23 protein-coding genes are annotated in these 25,876 nt (G+C 65.1%); 10 read left to right on the top strand and 13 right to left on the bottom strand.

All coding sequences use genetic code 11. The features are described from left to right. Window positions 1–37 precede the first annotated feature (37 nt). The 5 genes from GWQ44_RS00365 to prfB all read right to left on the bottom strand — a co-directional run bounded on the left by GWQ44_RS00365 (window position 38) and on the right by prfB (window position 5,519). On the bottom strand, window positions 38–1,315 hold the full coding sequence (locus GWQ44_RS00365) for a flavohemoglobin expression-modulating QEGLA motif protein (RefSeq protein ID WP_275926416.1): 1,278 nt from the start codon (window positions 1,313–1,315) through the stop codon (window positions 38–40). 35 nt (window positions 1,316–1,350) lie between these two features. Beyond that, window positions 1,351–1,896: a hypothetical protein gene (locus GWQ44_RS00360; RefSeq protein ID WP_199010510.1), complete on the bottom strand. Its 546-nt coding sequence runs from the start codon at window positions 1,894–1,896 to the stop codon at window positions 1,351–1,353. An 87-nt stretch (window positions 1,897–1,983) separates the two neighbouring features. Further along, entirely contained in the window at window positions 1,984–2,700 is a 717-nt protein-coding gene (locus GWQ44_RS00355) for a TetR family transcriptional regulator (RefSeq protein ID WP_016967764.1), read from the bottom strand. Window positions 2,701–2,805: 105 nt separating this feature from the next. After that, window positions 2,806–4,308: a lysine--tRNA ligase gene (gene lysS, locus GWQ44_RS00350; RefSeq protein ID WP_016967765.1), complete on the bottom strand. Its 1,503-nt coding sequence runs from the start codon at window positions 4,306–4,308 to the stop codon at window positions 2,806–2,808. A 115-nt stretch (window positions 4,309–4,423) separates the two neighbouring features. Further along, a protein-coding gene (prfB, locus tag GWQ44_RS00345) for a peptide chain release factor 2 (protein ID WP_103741041.1) occupies window positions 4,424–5,519 on the bottom strand; the annotation gives its coding sequence in 2 pieces (ribosomal slippage) (window positions 4,424–5,446 and window positions 5,448–5,519; 1,095 coding nt in all). A gap of 291 nt (window positions 5,520–5,810) precedes the next feature. Here prfB and GWQ44_RS00340 point away from each other — a divergent pair. Further along, window positions 5,811–6,329, top strand: coding sequence for a hypothetical protein (locus GWQ44_RS00340; protein WP_275926415.1), 519 nt, complete (start codon window positions 5,811–5,813; stop codon window positions 6,327–6,329). Window positions 6,330–6,347: 18 nt separating this feature from the next. Here GWQ44_RS00340 and GWQ44_RS00335 read toward each other — a convergent pair whose 3' ends face one another. The 8 genes from GWQ44_RS00335 to GWQ44_RS00300 all read right to left on the bottom strand — a co-directional run bounded on the left by GWQ44_RS00335 (window position 6,348) and on the right by GWQ44_RS00300 (window position 15,772). Beyond that, the gene (locus tag GWQ44_RS00335; RefSeq protein WP_016967768.1) at window positions 6,348–7,349 is read right to left on the bottom strand and encodes a PleD family two-component system response regulator; all 1,002 of its coding nucleotides are present in this window, start codon (window positions 7,347–7,349) and stop codon (window positions 6,348–6,350) included. 48 nt (window positions 7,350–7,397) lie between these two features. Beyond that, window positions 7,398–8,408: a chemotaxis response regulator protein-glutamate methylesterase gene (locus GWQ44_RS00330; protein WP_016967769.1), complete on the bottom strand. Its 1,011-nt coding sequence runs from the start codon at window positions 8,406–8,408 to the stop codon at window positions 7,398–7,400. Then, window positions 8,405–10,717, bottom strand: a complete 2,313-nt coding sequence (locus tag GWQ44_RS00325; RefSeq protein ID WP_275926414.1) for a hybrid sensor histidine kinase/response regulator — start codon at window positions 10,715–10,717, stop codon at window positions 8,405–8,407. The genes GWQ44_RS00330 and GWQ44_RS00325 overlap by 4 nt, the downstream gene beginning before the upstream one ends. Beyond that, entirely contained in the window at window positions 10,714–11,403 is a 690-nt protein-coding gene (locus GWQ44_RS00320) for a chemotaxis protein CheW (protein ID WP_047302009.1), read from the bottom strand. The genes GWQ44_RS00325 and GWQ44_RS00320 overlap by 4 nt, the downstream gene beginning before the upstream one ends. Continuing rightward, window positions 11,400–12,680: a CheR family methyltransferase gene (locus tag GWQ44_RS00315; protein WP_275926413.1), complete on the bottom strand. Its 1,281-nt coding sequence runs from the start codon at window positions 12,678–12,680 to the stop codon at window positions 11,400–11,402. Before GWQ44_RS00315 ends, GWQ44_RS00320 begins: the two co-directional genes overlap by 4 nt. Next, entirely contained in the window at window positions 12,677–13,213 is a 537-nt protein-coding gene (locus GWQ44_RS00310) for a chemotaxis protein CheW (RefSeq protein WP_275926412.1), read from the bottom strand. Before GWQ44_RS00310 ends, GWQ44_RS00315 begins: the two co-directional genes overlap by 4 nt. Next, on the bottom strand, window positions 13,213–14,835 hold the full coding sequence (locus GWQ44_RS00305) for a methyl-accepting chemotaxis protein (protein WP_199010506.1): 1,623 nt from the start codon (window positions 14,833–14,835) through the stop codon (window positions 13,213–13,215). The genes GWQ44_RS00310 and GWQ44_RS00305 overlap by 1 nt, the downstream gene beginning before the upstream one ends. Window positions 14,836–15,046: 211 nt before the next feature. Next, on the bottom strand, window positions 15,047–15,772 hold the full coding sequence (locus GWQ44_RS00300; RefSeq protein WP_275926411.1) for a tellurite resistance TerB family protein: 726 nt from the start codon (window positions 15,770–15,772) through the stop codon (window positions 15,047–15,049). 190 nt (window positions 15,773–15,962) lie between these two features. Between GWQ44_RS00300 and GWQ44_RS00295 the strand changes: the two genes are divergently transcribed. The 9 genes from GWQ44_RS00295 to GWQ44_RS00255 all read left to right on the top strand — a co-directional run bounded on the left by GWQ44_RS00295 (window position 15,963) and on the right by GWQ44_RS00255 (window position 25,741). After that, window positions 15,963–16,877, top strand: a complete 915-nt coding sequence (locus GWQ44_RS00295; RefSeq protein ID WP_016967741.1) for a LysR family transcriptional regulator — start codon at window positions 15,963–15,965, stop codon at window positions 16,875–16,877. Window positions 16,878–16,983: 106 nt separating this feature from the next. Next, window positions 16,984–18,474: a gamma-aminobutyraldehyde dehydrogenase gene (locus GWQ44_RS00290; RefSeq protein WP_275926410.1), complete on the top strand. Its 1,491-nt coding sequence runs from the start codon at window positions 16,984–16,986 to the stop codon at window positions 18,472–18,474. Between the two features lie 89 nt (window positions 18,475–18,563). Then, the gene (gene ydcS, locus GWQ44_RS00285) at window positions 18,564–19,715 is read left to right on the top strand and encodes a putative ABC transporter substrate-binding protein YdcS (RefSeq protein WP_275926409.1); all 1,152 of its coding nucleotides are present in this window, start codon (window positions 18,564–18,566) and stop codon (window positions 19,713–19,715) included. Between the two features lie 124 nt (window positions 19,716–19,839). Continuing rightward, on the top strand, window positions 19,840–20,877 hold the full coding sequence (locus tag GWQ44_RS00280; RefSeq protein ID WP_016963989.1) for an ABC transporter ATP-binding protein: 1,038 nt from the start codon (window positions 19,840–19,842) through the stop codon (window positions 20,875–20,877). A 1-nt stretch (window position 20,878) separates the two neighbouring features. Further along, on the top strand, window positions 20,879–21,823 hold the full coding sequence (locus GWQ44_RS00275; protein WP_016963988.1) for an ABC transporter permease: 945 nt from the start codon (window positions 20,879–20,881) through the stop codon (window positions 21,821–21,823). Beyond that, window positions 21,813–22,622, top strand: coding sequence for an ABC transporter permease (locus tag GWQ44_RS00270; RefSeq protein WP_047301992.1), 810 nt, complete (start codon window positions 21,813–21,815; stop codon window positions 22,620–22,622). The genes GWQ44_RS00275 and GWQ44_RS00270 overlap by 11 nt, the downstream gene beginning before the upstream one ends. A gap of 39 nt (window positions 22,623–22,661) precedes the next feature. Beyond that, entirely contained in the window at window positions 22,662–24,086 is a 1,425-nt protein-coding gene (locus tag GWQ44_RS00265; RefSeq protein ID WP_275926408.1) for a gamma-aminobutyraldehyde dehydrogenase, read from the top strand. 198 nt (window positions 24,087–24,284) lie between these two features. Continuing rightward, the gene (locus GWQ44_RS00260) at window positions 24,285–24,695 is read left to right on the top strand and encodes a hypothetical protein (RefSeq protein ID WP_275926407.1); all 411 of its coding nucleotides are present in this window, start codon (window positions 24,285–24,287) and stop codon (window positions 24,693–24,695) included. A 35-nt stretch (window positions 24,696–24,730) separates the two neighbouring features. Beyond that, window positions 24,731–25,741: a hypothetical protein gene (locus GWQ44_RS00255; protein WP_275926406.1), complete on the top strand. Its 1,011-nt coding sequence runs from the start codon at window positions 24,731–24,733 to the stop codon at window positions 25,739–25,741. Window positions 25,742–25,876: the final 135 nt, after the last annotated feature.

Genomic DNA, 25,876 nt, shown 5'->3' with positions numbered 1-25,876 from the left:
AGCTATCAATACGTCCATGTGTGCCCCCCGGAACGATTCAAAGGATATTGGAGTAGTCCGCCTCGATCCGGTCCAGGCTCAAGTGGTTGAGGAAGTTGGAGAAACACATCCAGGCCGACAGGGCATTCAGGTCACGGAACTGGTCCGGCAGGTACTTGGGTGGCACCACCAGGCCTTCATCCACCAGTTGGCGCAAGGTGCGCATGTCTTCCAGAGTGGTCTTGCCGCAGAACAGCAAGGGGATCTGCTCCAGCTTGCCCTTGCGCACAGCCAGCTGAATGTAGTTGTAAACCATGATGAAGCCCTTGAGATAGGACAAGTCTTTGGTAAACGGCAGCCCGTTGGGCACCGAACCGCGGAACACCCGGCTGGCATTGCCGTAGCTCTCGGCCATCTCAAAACCCTGTTCGCGGAAGAACTCGAACACCTGCAGGAAGTCCGCGCCCTCCTCCACCATGTGGATGGCCCGGGTGCGGTTGGTCAGCTTGCGCAGGCGGCTGGGGTAGGAGGCGAAGGTGATGATCTCCATCAGGATCGCCAGGCCTTCCTGGGTCACCGTGGACGACGGCGGGCCCTTGGCCAGGAAGGTGCAGATCGGCTGGTTCAGGCCGTTGAGGGTGGTGCCCACATGCACCAGCCCCTCATGGACTTCCAGGGCCCGCACATCGCGCTCGTTGAACATCGCGTCGCTGCGGATCTTGATGTAGTCGGCGCCCGCCGCGGCGTCGGCGACGATACCGTCGGACTCGAACACGCGGATGGTTTCCTCGGCCTCGCCGAACACCTTGTTCAGCCGGCTCTGCAACAGGCTGACCGCCTGCTTGGCACTGAGCACCTTGGGTTCGTCCTTGAGATCGCCACGCCCGTCGATGTTGTTCAGGTAGTCGGACATCATCAGCCCGAGGTCCGCCAGGGTCGGGTCGCCGGCGTGGAAGGCATCGGAGGCGGCGCCGTAGAGCTCCTGGGAAATCAGCCCGAAGTCGCCGGTGCCGCGGGCTTCGAGCATGCGCACCACCATGCGGTATTCCTTGCACATGCGGCGCATGATCTGCCCCACCGGGCTGAACTGCCCCAACTGCCGGGTGATGTCGCGCTCGATGTTCTGGAATTCCAGCTTTACCGCTCCGGAATCGAAGGACAGCGGCCGTCCTTCGTAATAGGCGCGATCCACGGCGGGCATCTCCTTGCCCTTGGCCTTGAGAAAGCCCTTGCGGATGTTCTCGTCCCACTTCACCGCATCCAGTACGCGGATCGGGGTCTGTGCCAGCACTATGCGATCGGACAAAGTGCGTATCGTCTGCTGGTAATCGTCCACCGGAAGTTCCTATTGATTGGGTCTGTGGCGCAGGCTCAGCGGGCCACGCGCTTGAAACGTGCCGTCTCGACGAACAGGTCGGAGTTGGCGGGATCGTCAAGGTAAGCGAAGACCTCGGGCAACGGACTGCTGATCAGCAGCCCCTCGCCCTCGGCCGTGGGCATGGGCTCCCCGCTCAGGGCCTTTTGACCCAGGGACTGGCGAATCTGTTCCAGGTCCAGGGTGTAGAGCACCAGCTCGTGCCTGGCCGTCAGTTCGAACCCGGCAATGCTGTAGTGCCCGCCGAAGGCCTGGGGCACCGCGGCCGACAGGTACCAGCGATTGCCATGTTGCGACACCGTGAACTCGTAGGTGTCGCGCGGGCGCGCCGTGCCGCCGGGGAAGCTCGCGGCCCGATAGCGGTTGGCGCCGATCTGGCGCACCTCGATGTTCAGCGGCTCGCCCCAGGCATTGTGGCTGGCCCATTTGCCCAGCAACGCGGCAGGCGCTGCCTGCTCGGCCGGCAGCGGCTCCTTGAAGACCACCAGGCAACCACTGAGCAGAAGAAACGCCAGAGCCATCAGGACCCGACAGGCTTGCATGCCACTCTCCCTTGAACACCAGAATCACTGTAGCCGCTGACGCCGGCTGCACCGCCTGAATCGCGGCGCCAGCCCGGGACGGATGAATCAGACCGATGCCAGCACCAGGTGCATGTAGCGGGTGAGGATGCCCAGCATCTCCTCCTCCGCCTGTGGCTCGCTGTCGTTGAGCAGGCCCTGATATTCCATCCGGCCGATTATAGACGTCAACACCTTGGCATCCTGCTGCGGCTCCCGCGAGCCCAGGACCTGGAAGAACTGGCAGGTGCCCTGGAGCAGGATCTGCTGGTGCGAGCGCACCAGCTGCGCCAGGCGCGGGTTGAGCAGCGCCTCCTGGCGGAACGCCTGCTCGGCCATCAGGTGCTCGCGACGGGTGTGCAACTGACGCTGGACGTAGTCGGCGGTCAGGCGGGCAATGTCATCGGCCAATTGCGAGCGCGACGCCGGGCTGCCATCACCGTAGGCGACCATCTCGCGCAGCAACCCTTCGTTGCTGGCCCACAGCTTGGCCATGAACGCCGCGCTGCGCTCGACGTACTGGGCGAAGGTATCGGTGAGCAGGTCATCGATGTCCTTGAAGTAATAAGTGGTGGCCGACAAGGGCACACCGGCTTCGGCGGCCACCGCGCGGTGACGCACGGCCCGCACACCGTCACGCACGACAATGCGCATGGCGGCGTCGAGAATCTCCTGTCTGCGCTGTTCACTGCCCTGTCGGCTGGCCTTGCGCCCCTGGTACTGAACACTTTCAGCCACCGCAGTGGCGATGCCAGCTGCACCTTCTTGAGCAATTGCGCGGTTCACGACAGGTATTCCCTCTGAAAAATCACACAGAATTAGAAGCGGTACGTCAGTTCCAGCCAGACAATAAAAAGCCGCCTGTTGAAGGCGGCTTCTTGTTCACAACGCTTAAGCTTGCGGCCGCATGTGCGGGAACAGGATCACGTCGCGGATCGACGGCGAGTTGGTCAGCAGCATCACCAGGCGGTCGATGCCGATACCTTCACCGGCCGTGGGCGGCATGCCGTACTCCAGGGCGCGGACGAAGTCGGCGTCGTAGTGCATGGCTTCGTCGTCGCCGGCGTCCTTGTCCGCCACCTGGGCCATGAAACGCTCGGCCTGGTCTTCCGCGTCATTGAGCTCGGAGTAGGCGTTGGCGATTTCGCGGCCGCCAATGAACAGCTCGAAACGGTCGGTGACGTTGGGGTTGTCGTCGTTGCGACGGGCCAGCGGCGACACTTCGAACGGGTACTGGGTGATGAAGTGCGGCTGCTCCAGCTTGTGCTCCACCAGCTCTTCGAAAATCATCACCTGCAGCTTGCCCAGGCCTTCGAAGCCCAGCACCTTGGCCCCGGCTTTCTTGGCGATGGCGCGGGCCTTGTCGATGTCGTTCAGATCATCTGCGGTCAGCTCGGGGTTGTACTTGAGGATCGAGTCGAACACCGACAGGCGGGCGAACGGCTCGCCGAAGTGGAACACCTTGTCGCCATACGGCACGTCGGTGCTGCCCAGTACCAGCTGCGCCAGTTCACGGAACAGTTCTTCGGTCAGGTCCATGTTGTCTTCGTAGTCGGCGTAAGCCTGGTAGAACTCCAACATGGTGAATTCAGGGTTGTGCCGGGTCGAAACGCCTTCGTTACGGAAGTTGCGGTTGATCTCGAACACCTTCTCGAAACCACCGACCACCAGACGCTTGAGGTACAGCTCAGGCGCGATACGCAGGAACATTTCCATGTCCAGGGCGTTATGGTGGGTTTCGAACGGCTTGGCCGCGGCGCCGCCCGGAATGGTCTGCAGCATCGGCGTTTCGACTTCGAGGAAGTCGCGCTTCATCAGGAAGCTGCGGATGTGCGCGATCACTTGCGAACGCACGCGGAAAGTCTGGCGTACCTCTTCGTTGACGATCAGGTCGACGTAGCGCTGGCGGTAGCGCTGTTCGGTATCGGTCAGGCCGTGGTGCTTGTCCGGCAGCGGGCGCAGGGACTTGGTCAGCAGGCGCACGTGAGTCATTTCAACGTACAGGTCACCCTTGCCGGAACGGGCCAGGGTGCCTTCGGCGGCAATGATGTCGCCCATGTCCCAGGTTTTCACCGCGGCCAGGGTTTCTTCGGACAGGGTCTTGCGGTTGACGTAGACCTGGATGCGCCCGGTCATGTCCTGGATCACCATGAACGAGCCACGGTTGAGCATGATGCGACCGGCGACCTTGACCGGGATCGCCGCCTCTGCGAGCTCTTCCTTGGTCTTGTCGGCGTACTGCTTCTGCAGGTCCTGGCAGTAGTTTTCGCGGCGGAAGTCGTTCGGGAAGGCATTGCCCTTGGCGCGCTCGGCAGCAAGCTTTTCCTTGCGCAGGGCGATCAGGGAGTTCTCTTCCTGTTGCAGGGCTTGCGGGTCGAGTTGTTGGTCGCTCATGTCTTTAGATATTCCATCAGGTTCGTTGCCCCCGGGCCTTGCGGCCCGGGGATCGCCAGCAGAGCTGGCTCCTACAGGGATCGCGTTGAGTCAGCCGATCCTGTATCGCGTCTGTTTACAGTCCGGATTTCAGGCTGGCTTCCAGGTATTCGTCGATGTCGCCGTCGAGCACCTTGTCGCAGTCGCTGCGTTCGATGTTGGTGCGCAGGTCCTTGATCCGCGACGCGTCGAGCACGTAGGAGCGGATCTGGTGACCCCAGCCGATGTCCGACTTGGTGTCTTCCAGGGCCTGGGACGCCGCGTTGCGCTTCTGCATTTCCTGCTCGTACAACTTGGCCCGCAGCATTTTCATGGCGGTGTCCTTGTTGGCGTGCTGGGAACGTTCGTTCTGGCAGCTGACCACGGTGTTGGTCGGTACGTGGGTGATACGCACCGCCGAGTCGGTGGTGTTTACGTGCTGACCACCGGCACCGGAGGAACGGTAGGTGTCGATCCGCAGGTCGGCCGGGTTGATCTCGATTTCCACCTTGTCGTCGATCTCGGGCGAGACGAACACCGCGGAGAACGAGGTGTGGCGACGGTTGCCGGAGTCGAACGGGCTCTTGCGCACCAGACGATGCACGCCGATTTCGGTACGCAGCCAACCGAAGGCGTACTCGCCCTTGATGTGCACGGTCGCGCCCTTGATCCCGGCCACTTCACCGGCCGACAGCTCCATGATGGTCGCTTCGAAACCGCGCTTGTCGGCCCAGCGCAGGTACATGCGCAGCAGGATGTTGGCCCAGTCCTGGGCTTCGGTGCCGCCGGAACCGGCCTGGATGTCCAGGTAGGCGTTGTTCGGGTCCATTTCATGGCTGAACATGCGGCGAAATTCCAGCTTGGCGAGGTTTTCCTCAAGCCGGGCCAGCTCGGCGACCACATCGCCCACTGCGCCTTCATCTTCTTCCTCGACCGCCATGTCCAGCAGGTCGCGGCAATCGGCCAGACCGCTGTTCAGCTCGTCCAGGGTCTCGACGATCTGTGCCAGCGCAGCGCGCTCGCGGCCCAGCTCCTGGGCGTATTCGGGTTTGTTCCAGACACTCGGATCTTCAAGCTCGCGATTGACCTCGGTCAGACGCTCATGCTTTTGATCGTAGTCAAAGATACCCCCGAATAGTTTCGGAGCGCTCGGACAGGTCCTTGATGGTGTTCAGGATCGGGTTGATTTCCATGGGGGGCGGCACTCGTTGGCGAACTTTTGAAAGCCGGCGATTATAACGGAATCACCGAATCACGGCAGCCCGCTTAGCGGCTTTAGCGGCGAATCGGCCATCTAATTTCAGTGACAGCCCCACTGAAATCCAAGTGCACACTGAATTTTATTCTCATCACTTACCTGCAAGCCCTGCTCGGCAAGACACACCGCCTTCGATGCTCACGGGCTGCAATGTGCAACCACGGAGCTCTTGAGACCGGCCAGCGCTATACAATCCCAGCCGAAATGACAAGGAAGCATCAGGCTCATGGGACGCACACTCAACAGCGCAGAAATAGAAAACATCCAGCGCAGGGAGCGCCGAAACTGGAGAGGCGTCCAGGCGTTTTTCGCTGCGCTCTTCAGCGCACTGGCCTTTATGCCATTGATGGGAATCTGGCTGATGGTCTCACCGGCACTGGCCTGCGCCCTGGTAGTGCCCTGGCTGATCTTTTTGTGGTGGTGGATCTACTACCGCACAAGAATGCTGGCGGATGAGGTCGGTGAGCGAACCCAATGGCTGCAGGCCAGGTTCAGCTGTCGCTGGGTCCACGTTTACAGGGGCGGCTACATGGACTACAGCTTTGGCGACTATCCGATCGCCCCTGGCAACCTGCTGAACAACTGGTTCATCGATAAGACACTCAACACCTACACCACCTATCGCATCGAAGCGGTAAAGCTCACGTGTCGGCACACCGCGAGCCACAGCTACTACCTGTTCAGAGACACCCTGGTGGAGGTTGCACAGGATCAGGCGCCGACCACGGAAATGGCTGACGCCTAGAGGACAAGCGGAAACTGCCTACTCGATCCCGACCTGATTGCGACCGTTGTTTTTCGCCAGGTACAGCCCCTTGTCCGCCGCCGAAATCAACTGCCGGCAATGGCTGTTGGGCTGCGGGGTGATGGTGGAAAGACCGATGCTGATGGTCAGGCTGGAGCCTTCCACCGGGGCGTTATGGGGAATTTTCAGGGCTTCGACGGTCTGCCGCAGTTTCTCGGCCACCAGCCGCGCCCCTCCCGGCGAAGTGTTGGGCAGCACCAGCACGAACTCCTCGCCGCCATAGCGCGCCGGCAGGTCCGAGGGCCGGCTGCTGGCCTCGCGAATCGCCGTGGCGACCTTGCGCAGGGCTTCATCGCCCTCCAGGTGGCCAAAGGTGTCGTTGTAGATCTTGAAGTAGTCGACGTCGATCATCAGCAACGACAGCTGACTCTGCTCGCGCATCGCCCGGCGCCATTCCAGCTCCAGGTATTCGTCGAAGTGCCGGCGGTTGGACAGTCCGGTCAGGCCGTCGGAGTTCATCAGCCGCTGCAACACCAGGTTGGTGTCCAGCAACTGCTGCTGGCTGACCCGCAGCGCCCGATAGGCGGCGTCGCGTTGCAGCAGGGTCATGTAGGAGCGCGAGTGATAGCGGATCCGCGCTACCAGCTCGATGTTGTCCGGCAGCTTGACCAGGTAGTCGTTGGCCCCGGCGGCAAAGGCCGCGCTCTTGATCAGCGGGTCTTCCTTAGTGGAGAGGACGATGATCGGGATGTTCTGGGTCGCCGGATGGTTGCGGTACTCACGCACCAGGGTCAGGCCGTCCAGCCCCGGCATCACCAGGTCCTGGAGAATCACCGTGGGCTTGATGCGGATCGCCTGGGCAATGGCCTGGTGCGGATCGGCGCAAAAGTGGAAATCGATGTTTTCCTCATTCGCCAACCCACGCCGAACCGCTTCGCCGATCATGGCCTGGTCGTCCACCAGCAACACCATGGCGGCATTTTCATCGGTCTTGAATTCGTCGAGCTGTAAATCATTCATGGGTTGTCACCTGAGTTGCTACCTGGCCAGGACAGCTGCGTTTATCAGTCATTTGGCAAATATCTCCAGCAAACGTGGAGCGATCTTGTCCAGTGGGCGAATCTCTGTGGCGGCGCCGATGGCAGCCGCCGCCTTGGGCATGCCATACACCGCGCTACTGTTCTGGTCCTGAGCGATGGTCAAAAATCCCTGGTCGCGCATCAGTTTCAAGCCCTGGGCGCCGTCACGGCCCATGCCGGTCAGCAGCACCCCCACCGCATCGCCATTCCAGTAGCTGGCGACGCTTTCGAAAAACACGTCGATGGAGGGCCGGTAGATCTCGTTCACCGGCTCGGCGGTGTAGGCCAGGGTGCCGTTCTTCAGCAAACGGATGTGATGGTTGGTGCCCGCCAGCAATACCGTGCCACTTTGCGGCGGCTCGCCCTCCCGGGCCAGGCGCACCCGCAGGCCGGAGGCGCTGCTGAGCCATTCGGCCATGCCCGCGGCAAACACCTGATCGACATGCTGGACCAGCACGATGGCGGCGGGGAAGTCCTTTGGCAAGGCTTTGAGCAACACCTCCAGGGCGGCCGGGCCTCCGGCGGAGGAGCCAATGGCCACCAGGCCCTGGCGGGGAGCGCCGCTGCGCAAGGGCACCGGTGCCGACCGTACCCGGCTGCCACGCTGGCCGATCAGCCAGCCGATATTGAGGATCTTGCGCAAGAGCGGCGCCGCCGCCTCCTGGGCATTGCCGGCTCCCAGGGCCGGGGTATCGACCACGTCCAGCGCGCCGTGGCCCATGGCCTCGAACACTCTGTGGACATTCTGCTGGCGGTCGACGGTAACGATCACGATGGCGCACGGCGACTCGGCCATGATCCGCCGCGTGGCCTCGACGCCGTCCATCACCGGCATGATCAGGTCCATGAGAATCAGGTCCGGGGTCAGCTCGGCGCAGTACTTCACCGCTTCGGCGCCATTGGTGGCGACCCACACCACTTCATGGCTGGGGTCGAAGGCCAGTGCCCGGCGCAGGGCCTCCACCGCCATGGGCATGTCGTTGACTATGGCGATCTTCATGCCCGTGCGCCTCCAATCAGTTCCACCACCGCATCCAGCAGCGCGTCGTCATGGAAGCTGGCCTTGGCAAGATAGTAGTCGGCGCCGGCGTCCAGGCCACGGCGCCGGTCCTCCTCACGATCCTTGTAGGACACCACCATCACCGGCAGGGATTGCAGGCGATTGTCGCGACGCAAGAGTGTGACCAATTCAATTCCGTCCATTCGCGGCATGTCGATATCGGTGATCAGCAAGTCGAAGCTTTCCGAACGCAAGGCATTCCAGCCGTCCATGCCATCCACCGCCACGGCCACGTCGTAGCCGCGGTTGATCAACAGCTTGCGTTGCAACTCACGCACCGTGAGTGAGTCGTCGACCACCAGAATACGCTTGCGCGCGGCCTGTGCGTGCAACGGATGATTGCCCGCGATGCGCTCCAGGCGCCCGGTATTGAGCAGCTTGTCCACCGAACGCAGCATGTCCTCGACATCCACGATCAGCGCCACCCGGCCATCATCGAGCAGGGCTCCGGCGGAAATGTCCTGAATCTTGCCCAAGCGGTCGTCCAGGGGCAGCACCACCAGGGTGCGCTCGCCAATGAAGCGCTCCACGGCGATGCCGTACACCGCGTCGCGCTCACGGATCACCACCACCTTGAGGGTGGGCGTGCTGCTCTGGGTCGCCGGGCGCTGCAACAGCTGACTGGCCGCCACCAGGCCGACATGCTGCCCCTCGTGCCAGAAATGCTGGCGCCCTTCGACCTGGACGATCTCCTCCGGCTGCAGATCGCACATGCGCTCGATGTGCGCCAGGGGAAAGGCATAGGCCTCGTCGCCGACTTCCACCACCAGACTGCGCACCACCGACAGGGTCAGCGGCACCTCCAGGTGGAAGCGACTGCCCTGGCCGCTGGTCTGCTCCAGCAGCACCGCCCCGCGCAACTGCCGCACCATGTGCTGCACCGCATCCAGGCCGACGCCGCGCCCGGACACTTCGGTGACCTTGTCCCGCAGGCTGAAGCCCGGGAGAAACAGGAACGTCAGCAACTCTTCCTCGCTGAGCTGGGCGGCGGTCTGCGCCGGTGACAGCTGGCGCTCGACAATGCTCTGGCGCAGGCGCTCAAGATCGACGCCGTTGCCGTCGTCGCCCAGCTCCAGCACCAGCAGGCCGGCCTGGTGCGAAGCCCGCAGGCGGATCACCCCTTCTGCCGGCTTGCCCGCCAGCAAGCGCTGCTCGGGCAATTCGATGCCATGGTCGACGGCGTTGCGCAGCAGATGGGTCAGCGGCGCTTCGAGTTTCTCCAGCACGTCGCGATCGACCTGGGTCTTCTCACCCTCGATCTCCAGCCGCACCTGCTTGCCCAGGCTGCGTCCCAGGTCACGGACCATGCGCGCCTGACCGCTGAGCACATCGGCAAAGGGCCGCATGCGACAGGCCAGGGCCGTGTCATACAGCACCTGGGCCCGCTGGCTGGCCTGCCAGCCGAACTCGTCCAGCTCGGCGGTCTTTTCCGCCAGCAGTTGCTGCGACTCGGCCAGCAGCCGCCGCGCATCCCCCAGGGCTTCCTGGGCCTCCAGGCTCAGGCTGTGTTCCTTGAGGTGCAGGTTGAGGTTTTCCAGGGCGGTGAGGCTGTTGCTCTGAATCCGCCGCAGACGCTGCAGGGTCGCCAGATAGGGCTTGAGCCGCTGGGTTTCCACCAGGGACTTGCTCGACAGGTCCAGCAGGCTGTTGAGACGCTCGGCGGTGACCCGCAGCACCCGCTCGCCGCCCTCGGTCATGCGCCTGCCCGGACGCGCCGGGTTCAGATTCGATTCCAGCGCCGGCTCATTCGACAACACCTGGGATTCGGGCTCGCTGAAGGCCTCCGGCATGGCGTCCAGCGGCGTGGGCGGCGCGGGCTCCGGCACCGCGGGCAAGGGCGCGTCCGGCAGCGCCGGGCCATGGCTCAGCAGGCGCTCCATCAGCGCCACGTAGGCAAGCACGTCCGGGGCGGCCTGTTCGGCGCCTCCGGGCGTGGCAATCCGCATCAGCAGGTCGGTGCCCTGCAACAGCGCATCGATGTGCTCAGGCTGCAGGTACAGTCGCCCCTCCTGGGCGCTGACCAGGCAGTCCTCCATCACGTGGGCGACGCTGACCCCGGCATCGACCCCGACAATCCGCGCCGCGCCCTTGAGGGAGTGGGCCGCGCGCATGCAGGCTTCCAGCTGGTCGGCCTGGGTCGGATTGCGTTCCAGCGCCAGCAGTCCGGCACTGAGCACCTGGGTCTGGGCCTCGGCTTCCAGGCTGAACAGCTCCAGCAACGAGGCATCGCGCATTTGATCGGGGGTCATGTCAGGCTCCGGGTCACGGCCAAGAGCAACTGCTCTTCATCCAGCAAGCGCAGGCTGCGGCCCCGCCATTGCAACACGCCACGGGTGTACTTGGCGTTGGCCTGCTCGCCGGACAGCGCCGCGCCCGCAAGAATGCGCTCGTCGATGGCATGGATACCGTCCACCTCATCCACCGGCACCACCACCGGGCCGCCCTCGGCGCCAATGATCAGCATCCGCGGCATGACCCGTGCCGAAGGGGCGGCGCCGGCTGGCGCGCCATCGAGCCCCAGCAGCTCGCTCAACGACAGGCAGGCCACCAGCGCCCCGCGCACGTTGGCCACCCCCAGCAGCGCCCGCGAACGCTGGTGAGGCAAGGAATGGATCGCCTGCAGCGGCGCCACTTCCAGCAGGCAGCGAGTGGCCAGCCCCAGCCACTCCTCGCCCAGACGCAGGATCAGCAGCGAGCGGGTGACCACATCGCTGTCGGGTGAAAGGGCCACCGATTGCTCGCGGTCCTCCTGGCGCAACGAATAGCGATCCAGCAGGCGCGTGGCGGCGGCGGAGTACACCGAACAGTTGCGGCAATGAATGTGCTCGGCCAGCAACGGGCAGGACTTGTCGCCGTGGATGCCGATGCGGTTCCAGCAATCGTCGATGGCCTGGGCATCTTCACGGGTCAGGTCCAATGAGAGGGAATGGCTCATCGTTTCAACTCACTGTCGGCAGCGCGGGTGCTGCGCACCGCCCGCGCCTGCAATCGTTGGGCGCCGGCCACATCGCCCTGGGACGCCAGCAGCGCCGCCAGGTGCGCCAGGGCCTCGGGGTGCTGGGGCGCCAGGTACAAGGCCTTGCGGTAAAAGCCCTGGGCCTCCATGGCATTGCCGGCCACGTCGCTGAGCAGGCCCAGCCAGTAGAACACCTGGGCCACCGGCTCATGCTGCTGCAGGTAGCGCTCACAGGCGGCACGGGCCTCGGCGCTCTTGCCCTCGTTGGCCAGGGTGGCAATGCTGGCCAGCAGGCTCGCCGCATCGCTGGGCGGCGGGTTGTCCAGCGCTGGAGCGGGGGCCGGGGCCGTGCGGCTGGCAAAGGGCCGTGGCCGCGGCGCCGGGGCTGGCGGATGCGGCGCTCGCAGCGGCAAGGGCGGGGGCTTGGGCAAGCTCACCGGCAGCGGCGCCGGCTCCGGTTCCTGCTGCCGGCTGAAGGCAAAGGACTGGGGAATGCCGATCGAACGCATGCCCAGGCGCCCCAGCAGACTGCCCTCGGCGGGGCCGATGAACAGTACGCCCTCTTCATGGGTCAGGCGCTTGAGCACCTCGAACACCTGGCGCTGGGTCGGCTGGTCGAAATAGATCAGCAGGTTGCGGCAGAAGACAAAGTCGAAAGGCGGCTCGGCGGCCAGCAATCCGGGGTCCAGGACATTGCCCACCTGCAGCCGCACCTGCTCGCGCACCCGCTCGCTGAGGCAATACCGATCGCCCTCGACATGAAAGTGCCGCTCACGAAACTCGGTGTGCTGGCCGCGAAAGGAGTTCTTGCCATAGCGGGCGGCCCGGGCCCGCTCCACCGACAGCGGACTCACATCCAGGCCGTCGACCTTGAATTGATGGGGTGCCAGGCCGCCGTCGAGCAGGGCCATGGCGATCGAATAGGGTTCTTCGCCGGTGGAGCACGGCAGGCTCAGCAGGCGCAGGGCGCGCATGCCGTTGATCTGTCCCAGACGGGCCTTGGCCAGCTTGACCAGGGTGGCGAAGGATTCCGGGTAGCGGAAAAACCAGGTTTCCGGAACGATCACCGCCTCGATCAGGGCCTGCTGCTCTTCCCGGGAGCCCTGCAGTTTCTGCCAGTATTCGTCGCTGCTGTGGGCGTACAGCGCATTGCAGCGCTGGCGCACCGCGCGCTCGATGATCGCCGGGCCGACCGACGCCACATCCAGGCCGATGCGCTCCTTGAGAAAATCGAAAAACCGTTGCTCGTCACTCATCGAGACTCCTCAAGCGACGCCGGGTCCAGAGGCTCCTCGGGAAACAGCAGCTCGCGCACCTCGGCCGCCAGCAAGTCGTCGACCCGCACCCATTGCAGCAGCCCCTGTGCATCCTCCCGCACCGGCCCCAGATAAGGGGCCTGGCGGTTGTCCAGGCCGTAAGGCTGAAATTCCCGCGGATCGCAGCGCAGGGTGTCATTGGCCTGCTCCAGCAACAGCCCCAGCACCCGTGGCGGCCGCTGGGCATCGCTGCGGTAGTGCACCAGCACCAGCCGGGTACTGGTGCGCAACTGCGCCGGACGGCCGAAGGTCAGCTCGCACAGATCAATCACCGGCACCACCACGCCGCGGTAGGCAAACACCCCAGCGACCCAGGACGGCGCCCGGGCAATGGGCTTGAGCTGCAGGCGCGGCAGCACCTCCACCACATCCACGGCCTGCAAGGCATAGCGCTCCTGACCGATGCGAAACATCAGGAACAGAGCGGTTTTCGCCCCGGCAGCGCCACTGCGCTTGTGCGCCAGTTCGTCCATCAGACTTTGAAACGCGAAACGCCGCTGCGCAGGCCTACCGCCACCTGGCTCAGCTCATCGATGGCAAAGCTGGCCTGGCGCAGGGACTCGACGGTCTGGCTGCTGGCATCGCCCAATTGCACCAGGGCGTGGTTGATCTGCTCGGCACCGGTGGCCTGGGCCTGCATGCCTTCGTTGACCATCAGCACCCGCGGCGCCAGGGCCTGGACCTGATGGATGATCTGCGACAGTTGCTCGCCCACCTGCTGCACTTCGGCCATGCCGCGACGCACCTCCTCGGAGAACTTGTCCATGCCCATGACCCCCGCCGACACCGCCGACTGGATCTCGCGGACCATCTGTTCAATGTCGTAGGTGGCGACGGCGGTCTGGTCCGCCAGGCGTCGCACCTCGGTGGCCACCACGGCGAAGCCGCGGCCGTATTCCCCGGCCTTTTCCGCCTCGATGGCGGCGTTGAGCGACAACAGGTTGGTCTGGTCGGCCACCTTGACGATGGTCACCACCACCTGATTGATGTTGCCGGCCTTCTCGTTGAGGATCGCCAGCTTGGCGTTCACCAGGTCCGCGGCGCCCATCACCGAGTGCATGGTGTCTTCCATCCGCGCCAGGCCCTGCTGGCCCGACCCGGCGAGCACCGAGGCCTGGTCGGCGGCACTGGACACTTCGGTCATGGTGCGCACCAGATCCCGGGAGGTCGCAGCGATCTCCCGCGAAGTGGCGCCGATTTCCGTGGTAGTGGCCGCCGTCTCGGTGGCGGTGGCCTGTTGCTGCTTGGACGTGGCGGCAATTTCGGTCACCGAGGTGGTCACCTGCACCGACGAACGCTGGGCCTGGGACACCAGGGCGGTGAGCTCGGTCATCATGTCGTTGAAGCCGGTTTCCACGGCGCCGAACTCGTCCTTGCGGTCCAGGTTCAGGCGGCCGCTCAAGTCGCCGGTGCGCATCACATCCAGAATGCTCACGATGCGGTTCATCGGCGCCATGATCGCCCGCATCAGCAGCAGGCCACACAGACCGGCGGCAAGAATGGCCACCAGCAACGACACGCCCATGCTGACCTTGGCCGTCGCCACCGCCTCGTCGATGGCGTCGCTGGCGGCATCGGCCACGGCCTTGTTCTCGCGGATGATGTCATTGAGCTTCATCCGTCCGGCCACCCAGGCCGGCGTCAGTTGCTCGTTGAACAGGCGAATCGCCTCGGCTTCCTGACGCTTGGAATGCAGATCGAGCACCGCGGCCTGGATGCGATTGAAATCCTGATGGTCTTTCTCGAAGGCATCGAACTCGGTCTGATCCTCGCGACTGTTGATGGTCTGCTTGTAGTTGTTCATCTGCGCCTGCAGGCGCTCTTCAAATGCCTTGAAGTCGGCCTTGTCTTCGGAACTGATGTCCTGATTCTGCTTGAGGCCGATGATCTCCTGAGTCTGCAGGTAGGTGTCGACCCAGGCGCTGCGGATCATCGAACTGAAATAGACCCCGGGGATCGCATCGTCACGCATGCTGTTTTCACCGGCTTCGATCTTCAACAGGCGCGAGTACGAGACGACGACCATCAGCAGCATGATGGCGATAATCACCGCAAAGCTCGCCAAAATGCGTTGGCGCAACGTCCAGTTCTTCACAGTCAGTCCTCGGGGCCATTCGAAAATGGAGGGAGTATAGCCGAGGACGATAGCGGTTTTACGGGTGGTTTAACGACACAGGCAGCACTTTGGGCAAATTTGCGCGCCCGCTCTGGCTCGCGGTTTAGCGGGCCTTTCTCGACCCGCAAGGCATATCGGCAAATCCCCCGGGCAGAACCGCCATCCATGGCCAAGGGAGCGACCGCGAACGTCAGCCAGCGCTCTGGCGCACCTGGTTTTCCAGTTCGGCCTTGAGCCCCGCTGGCAGTTGCAGCTGGCGCGCCAGCTCATCCAGGTAGGCCTTCTCCATGAAGTGCTCTTCATCCACCAGCATCACGCTGGCCAGGTACATCTCGGCGGCCATCTCCGGGGTGCTGGCGGCGCGGGCCACGTCCGCCGGGTCCAGCGGCTTGTGCAACTCGCTGTGCAGCCACTGCTGCAGTTGCGGGTCGTTGTCGAGCTTGCGCAGCTGTTCCTCGATCAGCGCCCGCTCGCGCTCGTCGACATGGCCGTCGGCCTTGGCCGCCGCCACCAGGGCCTTGAGGATCGCCTGGCTGTGCTGCTCGACCTGCTGCGCCGGCAACCGGTCGAGGGTCCGCGGCTCATGGCCCGGGGCCGCGCCCTGTTGCGCCTGCCAGTTGCCATAGGCCTTGTAGGCCAGCACGCCGAGGGCCGCGAGGCCACCATAGGTCAGGGCCTTGCCGCCGAACTTGCGGGCCTTCTTGTTGCCCAGCAGCAAGCCCATGGCCCCGGCGGCCAGGGCCCCGCCGCCAGCGCCGCCGAGCAATGCGCCAAGACCGCCGGACTTGCCCCCGAGCAAACCGCCAAGGCCGCCCTGCTGGGCCTTGCCGCGCTCGCCTGAGGCGCTGCCGGTCTGGTTCTGCAACAGTTCCTGGCCGGACCTGAGCAATTGATCGAGCAATCCACGGGTGTTCATCTGCCGCCTCCGCACAGTCAGTGTCATGTCGACACGTAAGGCCGCAAGCCTAGAGAGAAGTGCCGGGGGCCAGGGGACGATAGTGCTTCTGAATGTTGCTTTCGCCGGATCAGGGAAAGGTGCTAAACAAGGCATCGGTTTTACCAATACAGCGCCCAATACTTCTAAAAAGCCGCCCGGTAGCCCCGCCATGATGACCTTGCGCCAGATCCGTCACTTTATCGCCGTGGCCGAAACCGGCTCGATCTCCGCCGCCGCCCAGGCGGTGTTCATTTCCCAGTCGACCCTGACCCTGGCCATCCAGCAACTGGAGCAGGAAATCGGCGTCACCCTCTTCAACCGCCATGCCAAGGGCATGACCCTGACCCACCAGGGGCATCAGTTCCTGCGTCAGGCGCACCTGATCCTGGCCACGGTGGACAACGCCAAGCGCAGCCTGCAACAGAACAGCGACCCGGTGGCCGGGCAGTTGACCGTGGGGGTGACCAGCCTGGTGGCCGGCTATTACCTGGCCGACCTGCTGACCCGTTTCCAGCGCGCCTACCCCAATGTCGACATCCGCGTCATGGAGGACGAACGCCCCTATATCGAGCACCTGCTGGTCAGCGGCGAAATCGACGTCGGGGTGCTGATCCTGTCCAACCTCGAAGACCGCCACGCCCTGCAGACCGAAGTCCTGACCCACTCGCCGCACCGCCTCTGGCTGCCGCCCCAGCACCCCTTGCTGGAACACGACAGCATCAACCTGGCGGACGTGGCCCGGGAGCCGCTGATCCAGCTCAACGTCGACGAAATGGAACGCAACGCCCAGCGCCTGTGGAGCCTGGCCGGGCTGCAGCCACGGATCAGCCTGCGCACCGCCTCCACCGAAGCGGTGCGCAGCCTGGTGGCCGCCGGGCTCGGCCTGTCGATCCAGCCGGACATGACCTACCGTCCCTGGTCCCTGGAGGGCGACATCATCGAGGCCCGGCCCCTGGCCGATCTCAACCAGACCCTGGATGTCGGCCTGGCCTGGCGCCGGGGCACCGCGCGCCCGGCCCTGGTGGACCCCTTCCTCACCGTGGCCCGGGAGCAGCCTCCGGGCGGGCGCAAGCCATCTATTTAATCGAACGCCCCCTTGAGTATTAAGAATTTGTCGACCTCAGGCCCCGCCACTAGTCTCTGGGCATTCCCGACAAGAGCAGGCCGGGCCCTCACCCCAGGGGAGCCCCATGGCCCTAGCAGAAAAGAGAACCCGCAAAATGGCTGGCCCACAGACTCCGCTGTGCACGGCGTTGCTGATCGATGGCGAACTGGTAAGCGGCCAGGGCCGGGTCGAGCCGATTCTCAACCCGGCCACCGGCGAGGTGCTGACGCAGATCGCCGAAGCCAGCAGCGAACAGGTGGAAAGCGCGATCCTCGCCGCCCACCGGGCGTTCTCCAGCTGGTCGCGGACCACCCCGCAGCAACGCGCGAACCTGCTCCTGGCGATTGCCGACAGCCTGGAAAAACAGGCCGACTACCTGGCCCGCCTGGAAGCCCTGAACTGCGGCAAACCGCTGCACCTGGCGCGCCAGGACGACCTCGGCGCCAGCATCGATGTGTTCCGTTTCTTCGCCGGCGCGGTGCGCTGCCAGAACGGCCAGTTGAGCGGTGAGTACCTGCCGGGCTACACCAGCATGGTGCGCCGCGACCCCCTGGGCGTGGTGGCCTCGATCGCGCCCTGGAACTACCCGATCATGATGGCCGCCTGGAAGATCGCCCCGGCCCTGGCGGCGGGCAACACCCTGGTGTTCAAGCCCTCGGAACACACCCCGCTGTCGATCCTGGCCCTGGCCCCGAGCCTGGCGCAGTTGCTGCCCCGGGGCGTGATCAACATCGTCTGCGGTGGCGGCGAAGGGGTCGGCAGCCATCTGGTCAGCCATCCGAAAGTGCGCATGGTGTCCCTCACCGGCGACATAGTCACCGGCCAGAAAATCCTCCAGGCCGCGGCCAAAACCCTCAAGCGCACCCACCTGGAACTGGGGGGCAAGGCACCGGTGATCGTCTGCGACGATGCCGACCTGGAGGCCGTGGTCGAGGGCGTGCGCAGCTACGGCTACTACAACGCCGGCCAGGACTGCACCGCCGCTTGCCGGGTCTACGCCCAGGCCGGTATCCACGAGCGCCTGGTGGCCGAGCTGGGCAGCGCCGTCGGCAGCCTGCGCTTTGCCAGCAAGCGCGACGCCGACAACGAAATCGGTCCGCTGATCAGCACCCGCCAGCGCGATCGGGTGGCCAGCTTCGTCGAGCGCGCCCTGAGCCAGCCCCACATCGAACGCATCACCGGCGCGGCGGTGCACTCCGGCGCCGGCTTCTACTACCAGCCGACCCTGCTGGCCGGCTGCCGGCAGAACGACGAGATCGTCCAGCGCGAGGTGTTCGGCCCGGTGGTCACCGTTACCCGCTTCGAACAACTGGAGCAGGCGGTGGACTGGGCCAACGACTCGGAATACGGCCTGGCCTCCTCGGTCTGGACGCAAAACCTGGACAAGGCCATGCAAGTGGCGGCGCGCCTGCAATACGGCTGCACCTGGATCAACAGCCATTTCATGCTGGCCAGTGAAATGCCCCACGGCGGCCTCAAGCGCTCCGGCTACGGCAAGGACCTGTCCAGCGATTCACTGCAGGACTACAGCGTGGTGCGCCACATCATGGCGCGCCACGGCAACGAGCTGAAATAACACCACTACGCTAATAACAAGCCGTCCGCGGCCGCAGCACCCCATCGTCAACCACTGCCCCAATCCTAATAAAAGCAGAGGCAATCCCCATGTCCGCGCACAAGACCGCAATCCTCAGTGCTCTCACCACCGCCCTGCTGGCCAGCGCCAGCCTGCAGGCCGCCGAACCGCTCAAGGCCGTGGGTCCCGGCGAAGGCCAACTGGATATCGTCGCCTGGCCGGGGTACATCGAACGGGGCGAGAGCGACAAGAGTTACGACTGGGTCACCGGCTTCGAGCAGGAAACCGGCTGCAAGGTCAACGTCAAGACCGCCGCCACCTCCGACGAGATGGTCAGCCTCATGGCCAAGGGCGGCTACGACCTGGTGACCGCTTCCGGCGACGCCTCCCTGCGATTGATCGCCGGCAAGCGCGTGCAACCGATCAACACCGCGCTGATCGGCAACTGGAAGAACCTCGACCCGCGCCTCAAGGACGGCCCCTGGTACGTGGTCGAGCAAAAGACCTACGGCACGCCCTACCAATGGGGCCCCAACGTGCTGATGTACAAAACCCAGGTGTTCAAGCAGGCACCCACCAGCTGGGACGTGGTGTTCAAGGCGCAGAACCTGCCGGACGGCAAGCCCAACAAAGGCCGCGTGCAGGCCTATGACGGCCCGATCTACATCGCCGACGCGGCGCTGTACCTGAAGAGCGCACGGCCGGAACTGGGGATCCAGAGCCCCTATGAACTGACCGAGGCCCAGTACCAGGCGGTGCTCGATCTGCTGCGCGCCCAGCAACCGCTGATCCACCGCTACTGGCACGACACCACGGTGCAGATGAGCGACTTCAAGAACGAGGGCGTGGTGGCCTCCAGCGCCTGGCCCTATCAGGTCAATGGCCTGGTCAACGAGAAACAGCCGATTGCCTCGACCATTCCCAAGGAAGGCGCCACCGGCTGGGCCGACACCACCATGCTGCACGCCGAGGCCAAGCACCCCAACTGCGCCTACAAATGGATGGACTGGTCGCTCAAGCCCAAGGTCCAGGGCGATGTCGCTGCCTGGTTCGGCTCGCTGCCGGCGGTGCCAGCGGCCTGCAAAGAGAGCGAGCTGCTGGGGGCCGAGGGTTGCAAGACCAACGGTTTCGACCAGTTCGACAAGATCGCCTTCTGGAAAACCCCGCAGGCCGAGGGCGGCAAGTTCGTGCCCTACAGCCGCTGGACCCAGGACTACATCGCGATCATGGGCGGTCGTTAAGCGCCTGCGCCAGCAAACCGGCTCCTGAACCCATCCCCAGGAGCCGGCTTGCCGGTGCCCCCACCCATCGAGCAAGACCCAGGCAGCGCCTGCGACAGGCCGCGCCTTCTCGGAGCAGTGCACCATGACCCTTGCAGTCCAGTTCACCCAGGTTTCCCGGCAGTTCGGCGAGGTCAAGGCCGTCGACCGGGTGTCCATCGATATCCACGACGGTGAATTCTTCTCCATGCTCGGCCCGTCCGGTTCGGGCAAGACCACCTGCCTGCGGCTGATTGCCGGCTTCGAGCAGCCCAGCGCCGGTTCGATCCGCATCCACGGCGCCGAGGCCGCGGGCTTGCCGCCCTATCAACGGGACGTCAACACGGTGTTCCAGGACTACGCGCTGTTCCCCCACATGAACGTGCGGGACAACGTCGCCTACGGCCTGAAGGTCAAGGGCGTGGCCCGCCACGAACGCCTGGAGCGCGCCGAGGCGGCCCTGGAGATGGTGGCCCTGGGCGGCTATGGCGAGCGCAAGCCGGCGCAACTGTCCGGTGGCCAGCGCCAGCGGGTGGCCCTGGCCCGGGCCCTGGTCAACCGGCCACGGGTATTGCTGCTGGACGAACCCCTGGGGGCCCTGGACCTGAAACTGCGGGAGCAGATGCAGGGCGAACTGAAGAAGCTCCAACGCCAGCTGGGCATCACCTTCATCTTCGTCACCCACGATCAGACCGAGGCCCTGTCGATGTCCGACCGGGTGGCGGTATTCAACAAGGGCCGCATCGAACAGGTGGACAGCCCGCGCAACCTGTACATGAAACCCGCCACCTCCTTCGTCGCCGAGTTCGTCGGCACCTCCAACGTGATTCGCGGCGAGCTGGCGCAACAGCTCAGCGGCAGCCCGCAGCCCTTTTCCATCCGCCCGGAACACGTGCGTTTCGCCCAAGGTCCGCTGGCGGCCTCGGAGATCGAAATCAGCGGCCTGCTCCACGATATCCAGTACCAGGGCAGCGCCACCCGCTTCGAAGTGAAACTGGACAACGGCCAGACCCTGAACATCAGCCAGGCCAACAACCAGTGGCAGGACACCGGCAGCAGCCACTGCACCGGACAACGCATCAGCGCCCGCTGGGCCCGGGAGGCGATGATCCCGCTGACCGACAGCGTGACGGACGAGGTCTGAAATGAGCACCCAGGCCCTCGTCCAAGGCAGCGGCGACTCGCCCCTGCGGCGCTTGTCCAACCTGCTGTACCGGCGCCCCAACCTGTACCTGACGCTGCTGCTGGTGCCGCCGCTGATCTGGTTCGGCGCGATCTACCTCGGCTCCCTGCTGACCCTGCTGTGGCAGGGTTTCTACACCTTCGACGACTTCACCATGGCGGTCACCCCGGAGCTGACCCTGGGCAACTTCGCCGCGCTGCTGCAGCCGTCGAACGCCGACATCATCCTGCGCACCCTGGGCATGGCCGTGGCGGTGTCCATCGCCAGCGCCATCGTCGCCTTTCCCATCGCCTACTACATGGCCCGTTACACCAGCGGCAAGACCAAGGCGTTCTTCTACATCGCGGTGATGCTGCCGATGTGGGCCAGCTACATCGTCAAGGCCTATGCCTGGACCCTGCTGCTGGCCAAGGGCGGCGTGGCCCAGTGGTTCATCCAGCACCTGGGGCTGGAGGCGCCGCTGCAATGGCTGCTGGGCGTTCCCGGGGTCGGCGGCAGCACCCTGTCGACCTCGCACCTGGGGCGCTTCCTGGTGTTCGTCTACATCTGGCTGCCGTTCATGATCCTGCCGATCCAGGCGTCCCTGGAGCGCCTGCCGCCCTCGCTGCTGCAGGCCTCGGCGGACCTCGGGGCGACGCCGCGCCAGACCTTCATGCTGGTGATCCTGCCGCTGGCGGTGCCGGGCATCGCCGCCGGCTCGATCTTCACCTTCTCCCTGACCCTGGGGGACTTCATCGTGCCGCAACTGGTGGGCCCGCCGGGCTACTTCGTCGGCAGCATGGTCTACGCCCAGCAAGGCGCCATCGGCAACCTGCCGATGGCCGCCGCCTTCACCCTGGTGCCCATCGTGCTGATCGCCATCTACCTGTCCATCGTCAAACGCCTGGGGGCCTTCGATGCACTCTGAACAAGCATCCCTGGGCCTGCGCCTGGCGGCCTGGGGCGGGCTGGTGTTCCTGCACTTCCCGATCCTGATCATCTTCCTCTACGCCTTCAACACCGAAGACGCGGCCTTCAGCTTTCCACCCCGGGGCCTGACCCTGAAGTGGTTCAGCGTGGCCTTCAGCCGCCCCGACGTGCTGGACGCCATCCAGCTGTCGCTGCAGATCGCCGCCATCGCCACCCTGATCGCCCTGGTCCTCGGCACCCTGGCGTCGGCGGCCCTGTACCGCCGCGAGTTCTTCGGCAAGCAGGGCATCTCGCTGATGCTGATCCTGCCCATCGCCCTGCCGGGCATCATCACCGGCATCGCCCTGCTGGCGACCTTCAAGACCCTGGGCATCGAGCCGGGCCTGTTCACCATCGTCGTCGGCCACGCCACCTTCTGCGTGGTGATCGTCCACAACAACGTGATCGCCCGGCTGCGGCGCACCTCCCACAGCCTGATCGAAGCCTCCATGGACCTGGGCGCCGACGGCTGGCAGACCTTCCGCTACATCATCCTGCCCAACCTCGGTTCGGCCTTGCTGGCCGGGGGCATGCTGGCGTTCGCCCTGTCGTTCGATGAAATCATCGTCACCACCTTCACCGCCGGCCATGAACGCACCCTGCCGCTGTGGCTGCTCAACCAGTTGAGCCGGCCCCGGGACGTGCCGGTGACCAACGTGGTAGCCATGCTGGTGATGCTGGTGACCATGCTGCCGATCCTCGGCGCCTACTACCTGACCCGTGGCGGCGAGAGCGTGGCCGGCAGCGGCGGCAAATGATCCGCGTCCCTACCCCAAGCGCCAAGAAAGGAGATGAACATGCAGACCAAATTGCTGATCAACGGCCAACTGGTGGCCGGCGAGGGGCCGGCCCAGCCGGTGTACAACCCGGCCCTGGGCCGCGTGCTGGTTGAGATCAACGAGGCCAGCCAGGCCCAGGTGGATGCTGCGGTGCAGGCCGCCGACAGCGCCTTCGCCGGCTGGTCGCAGACCCCGCCCAAGGACCGCTCGCTGCTGTTGCTCAAGCTCGCCGACACCATCGAGGCCCACGGCGCCGAGCTGGCCAGGCTGGAATCGGACAACTGCGGCAAGCCCCTGAGCGCGGCCCTGAATGACGAAATCCCGGCGATCGCCGACGTGTTCCGCTTCTTCGCCGGCGCCAGCCGCTGCCTGGGCGGCTCGGCGGCGGGGGAATACCTGCCCGGGCACACCTCGATGATCCGCCGCGACCCGGTGGGGGTGATCGCCTCCATCGCCCCCTGGAACTACCCGCTGATGATGGTCGCCTGGAAGATCGCCCCGGCCCTGGCCGCCGGCAACACCGTGGTGCTCAAGCCCTCGGAGCAGACCCCGCTGACCGCCCTGCGCCTGGCCCAGTTGGCCAGCGAGATTTTCCCGGCCGGCGTGCTCAACCTGGTGTTCGGCCGTGGCCCGAGCGTCGGCCAGCCGCTGGTGAGCCATCCCAAGGTCCGCATGGTGTCGCTCACCGGTTCGATCGCCACCGGCGCGAACATCATTTCCAGCACCGCCGACAGCGTCAAACGCATGCACATGGAACTGGGGGGCAAGGCCCCGGTGATCATCTTCGACGACGCCGATATCGACGCCGCGGTGGAAGGCATCCGCGCCTTCGGCTTCTACAACGCCGGCCAGGACTGCACCGCCGCTTGCCGGATCTACGTGCAGGACGGGGTCTACGAACGCTTCGTCGAGCAGCTCGGCGCCGCCGTCGGCAGCATCCGCCACGGCCTGCAGGACGACCCGGCGACCGAGCTGGGGCCACTGATCACTGCCGCGCATCGCGAGCGCGTGGCCGGCTTTGTCGAGCGCGCCCTCGCCCAGCCGCACATACGCCTGGTCACCGGGGGCAAGGCGGTGCCGGGAGACGGCTACTTCTTCGAACCCACGGTGCTGGCCGACGCCCGGCAGGACGACGAAATCGTCCGCCGCGAAGTCTTCGGCCCGGTGGTGTCGGTGACCCGCTTCGAGGATGAAGCCCAGGTCCTGGGGTGGGCCAACGACTCGGACTACGGCCTGGCCTCCTCGGTGTGGACCGCCGACGTCGGCCGCGCCCATCGCTTGTCGGCACGCCTGCAATACGGCTGCACCTGGGTCAACACTCACTTCATGCTGGTCAGCGAAATGCCCCACGGCGGCCAGAAACTCTCCGGCTACGGCAAGGACATGTCCCTGTATGGCCTGGAGGACTACACCACAGTGCGTCACGTCATGTTCAAGCACTGACCGCCCCTCGCCACCGGCAGGCGCTGGCTGACCAGCGCCTGCAGATCGGTCCTGCGCTGCCAGACTGGATAAGCGCCCCCAGTTGCGGCACTATCCGCCGCCTGAAAACCCCGCTACCCGCGACCGCAATCGCCGAACGCCTTCAGGCAGCAAGGATGCGCCCATGCCCCGCCCCGCCACCGCCCGCAAGTGCCGTCCATGAGCCTGGACGCCTCAAGCCGCTATCACCTGCTGCGCATTTGCACCAGCCTGGTGCCGCTGGCGCTGCCGGCGCCGCTGTTCTATCTGGCGCATGTCTGGGGCGTACCGCTGTATCGCAGCCACTTCGGCGCCCTGGCCAAGGGCTTTGGCCTGGGGGTGATGGTGGATCTACTGTTTTATCTGCTGATCATCGTCAGCGTGCTGGTGGCCCTGGTGCCCAACCTGAAGGCCAAGCTGGGCCTGGTCGGCGCTCTGGTGCTGTTCACCGCTTGGGCGATGTTTCCCGACCATCCGATCCGCGGCTACGTCTATTGCCTGCTGATGAGCGTGCCACCGCTGCTGGCGATCGCTCTGGCGCAGTGGCTGTGCCGCCGCTTCGTGCCCGCGCCGGCCCCGGACACCCCATGACCGCCGCTCCGTCTTCCACCTCTACGAGTTCGCCGATGCCCGCCCTTCGTCATCTGTTGCGCCCACTGTGCGCCGCCCTGTTGCTCGGTGCTGCCGCTCAAGTGGCCCAGGCTGCTGCCCCCGCCTGCCCGTCCAGCGACCTGCCGACCTTCCTCCAGGCCTTTGCCAGCAGCCCGCAGCTGCAGCAGGCGTTCACCGATTCGCCGCTGATCGAACAGCGCCCGGGCCGTGACGAATACGGACGCGAGATCACCACCCGGCACAAGCTGACGGGCGATACTCGGCACCTGCTGACCCTACTCGATCCACAGGCCCAGGCCCGGGCCGGACTGCAAACTTTCTGGGAGAGCCAGACCCTGGTGGTGCATGACCCGCAGGGCGACGTGCTCCAGGCCTTCGTCTTTCAACAGGGCGCCTGCTGGCAACTGGTGCGGGTGGAGCAGTGGTCCATGGACGGCCTGCTCAACCAGGACGCCCCGGCCAATGAAACCGCCCTGCAGCGGCAGATGCGCAAGGCCGATCTGTTCCTGGGCTACGGAGGTCGGGAGCAGTACCTGTTGACCAAGTACTTCTTCGAGCTGGGCCAGCAGCTTCTGCTGGACGCCGCCCGCCATGGCTCGGCCAAGGCGGCCGTGCAGGCAGTGAGCCTGGGTTACTCGGGCATGGCGCCGGAGCTCAAGCCCGGGGAGCCGGAAGAACTGCTGCTGCCTTACACGGCGACCGATGCCGAGGCGGCGTTGATGCTGTCGATGTACTACTGCGATCCGCTCGGCGATGGCTCGGTCAATGAATGCCAGCAACCACGCAAGTCCGAAGAGCTGGTGCTGCGCACCGCCCGGGAACTGGACTCGGCCGACGCCTACTACTACCTGGGCAGCGGCTACGCCGAGGGCAAGTGGGGCACCACCGATGCCCCCCGGGCCCTGGCCTGCTATCGGGAAGCGATCAAGCGCGGCGACCTGAACAGCCTCCGGCCCCTGACCTGGTGGACCAAAAAAGGCGAAACGCCCGCCGCCGGAGCCCAGTGCCTGCCGGCGCAGAGCTGAACCCGGAGCGGCGTGCCAGCCCTGGGGCGGACAGGGCGGCGCAGGCCCATTGACTTTTTTTCACAAGAGTTTGATTGCCCCCTCGCCGCCTGATCGCGTTAATTGAGCCTTCACTCCTTTAACCGACAGGCCAGC

The sequence above is a fragment of the Pseudomonas sp. 3MA1 genome, from assembly GCF_029237275.1.
GTDB lineage: Bacteria > Pseudomonadota > Gammaproteobacteria > Pseudomonadales > Pseudomonadaceae > Aquipseudomonas > Aquipseudomonas fluorescens_AP.
The sequence above is the reverse complement of the archived record's forward strand: the minus strand, read 5'-3'. Positions and strand labels throughout refer to the sequence as shown.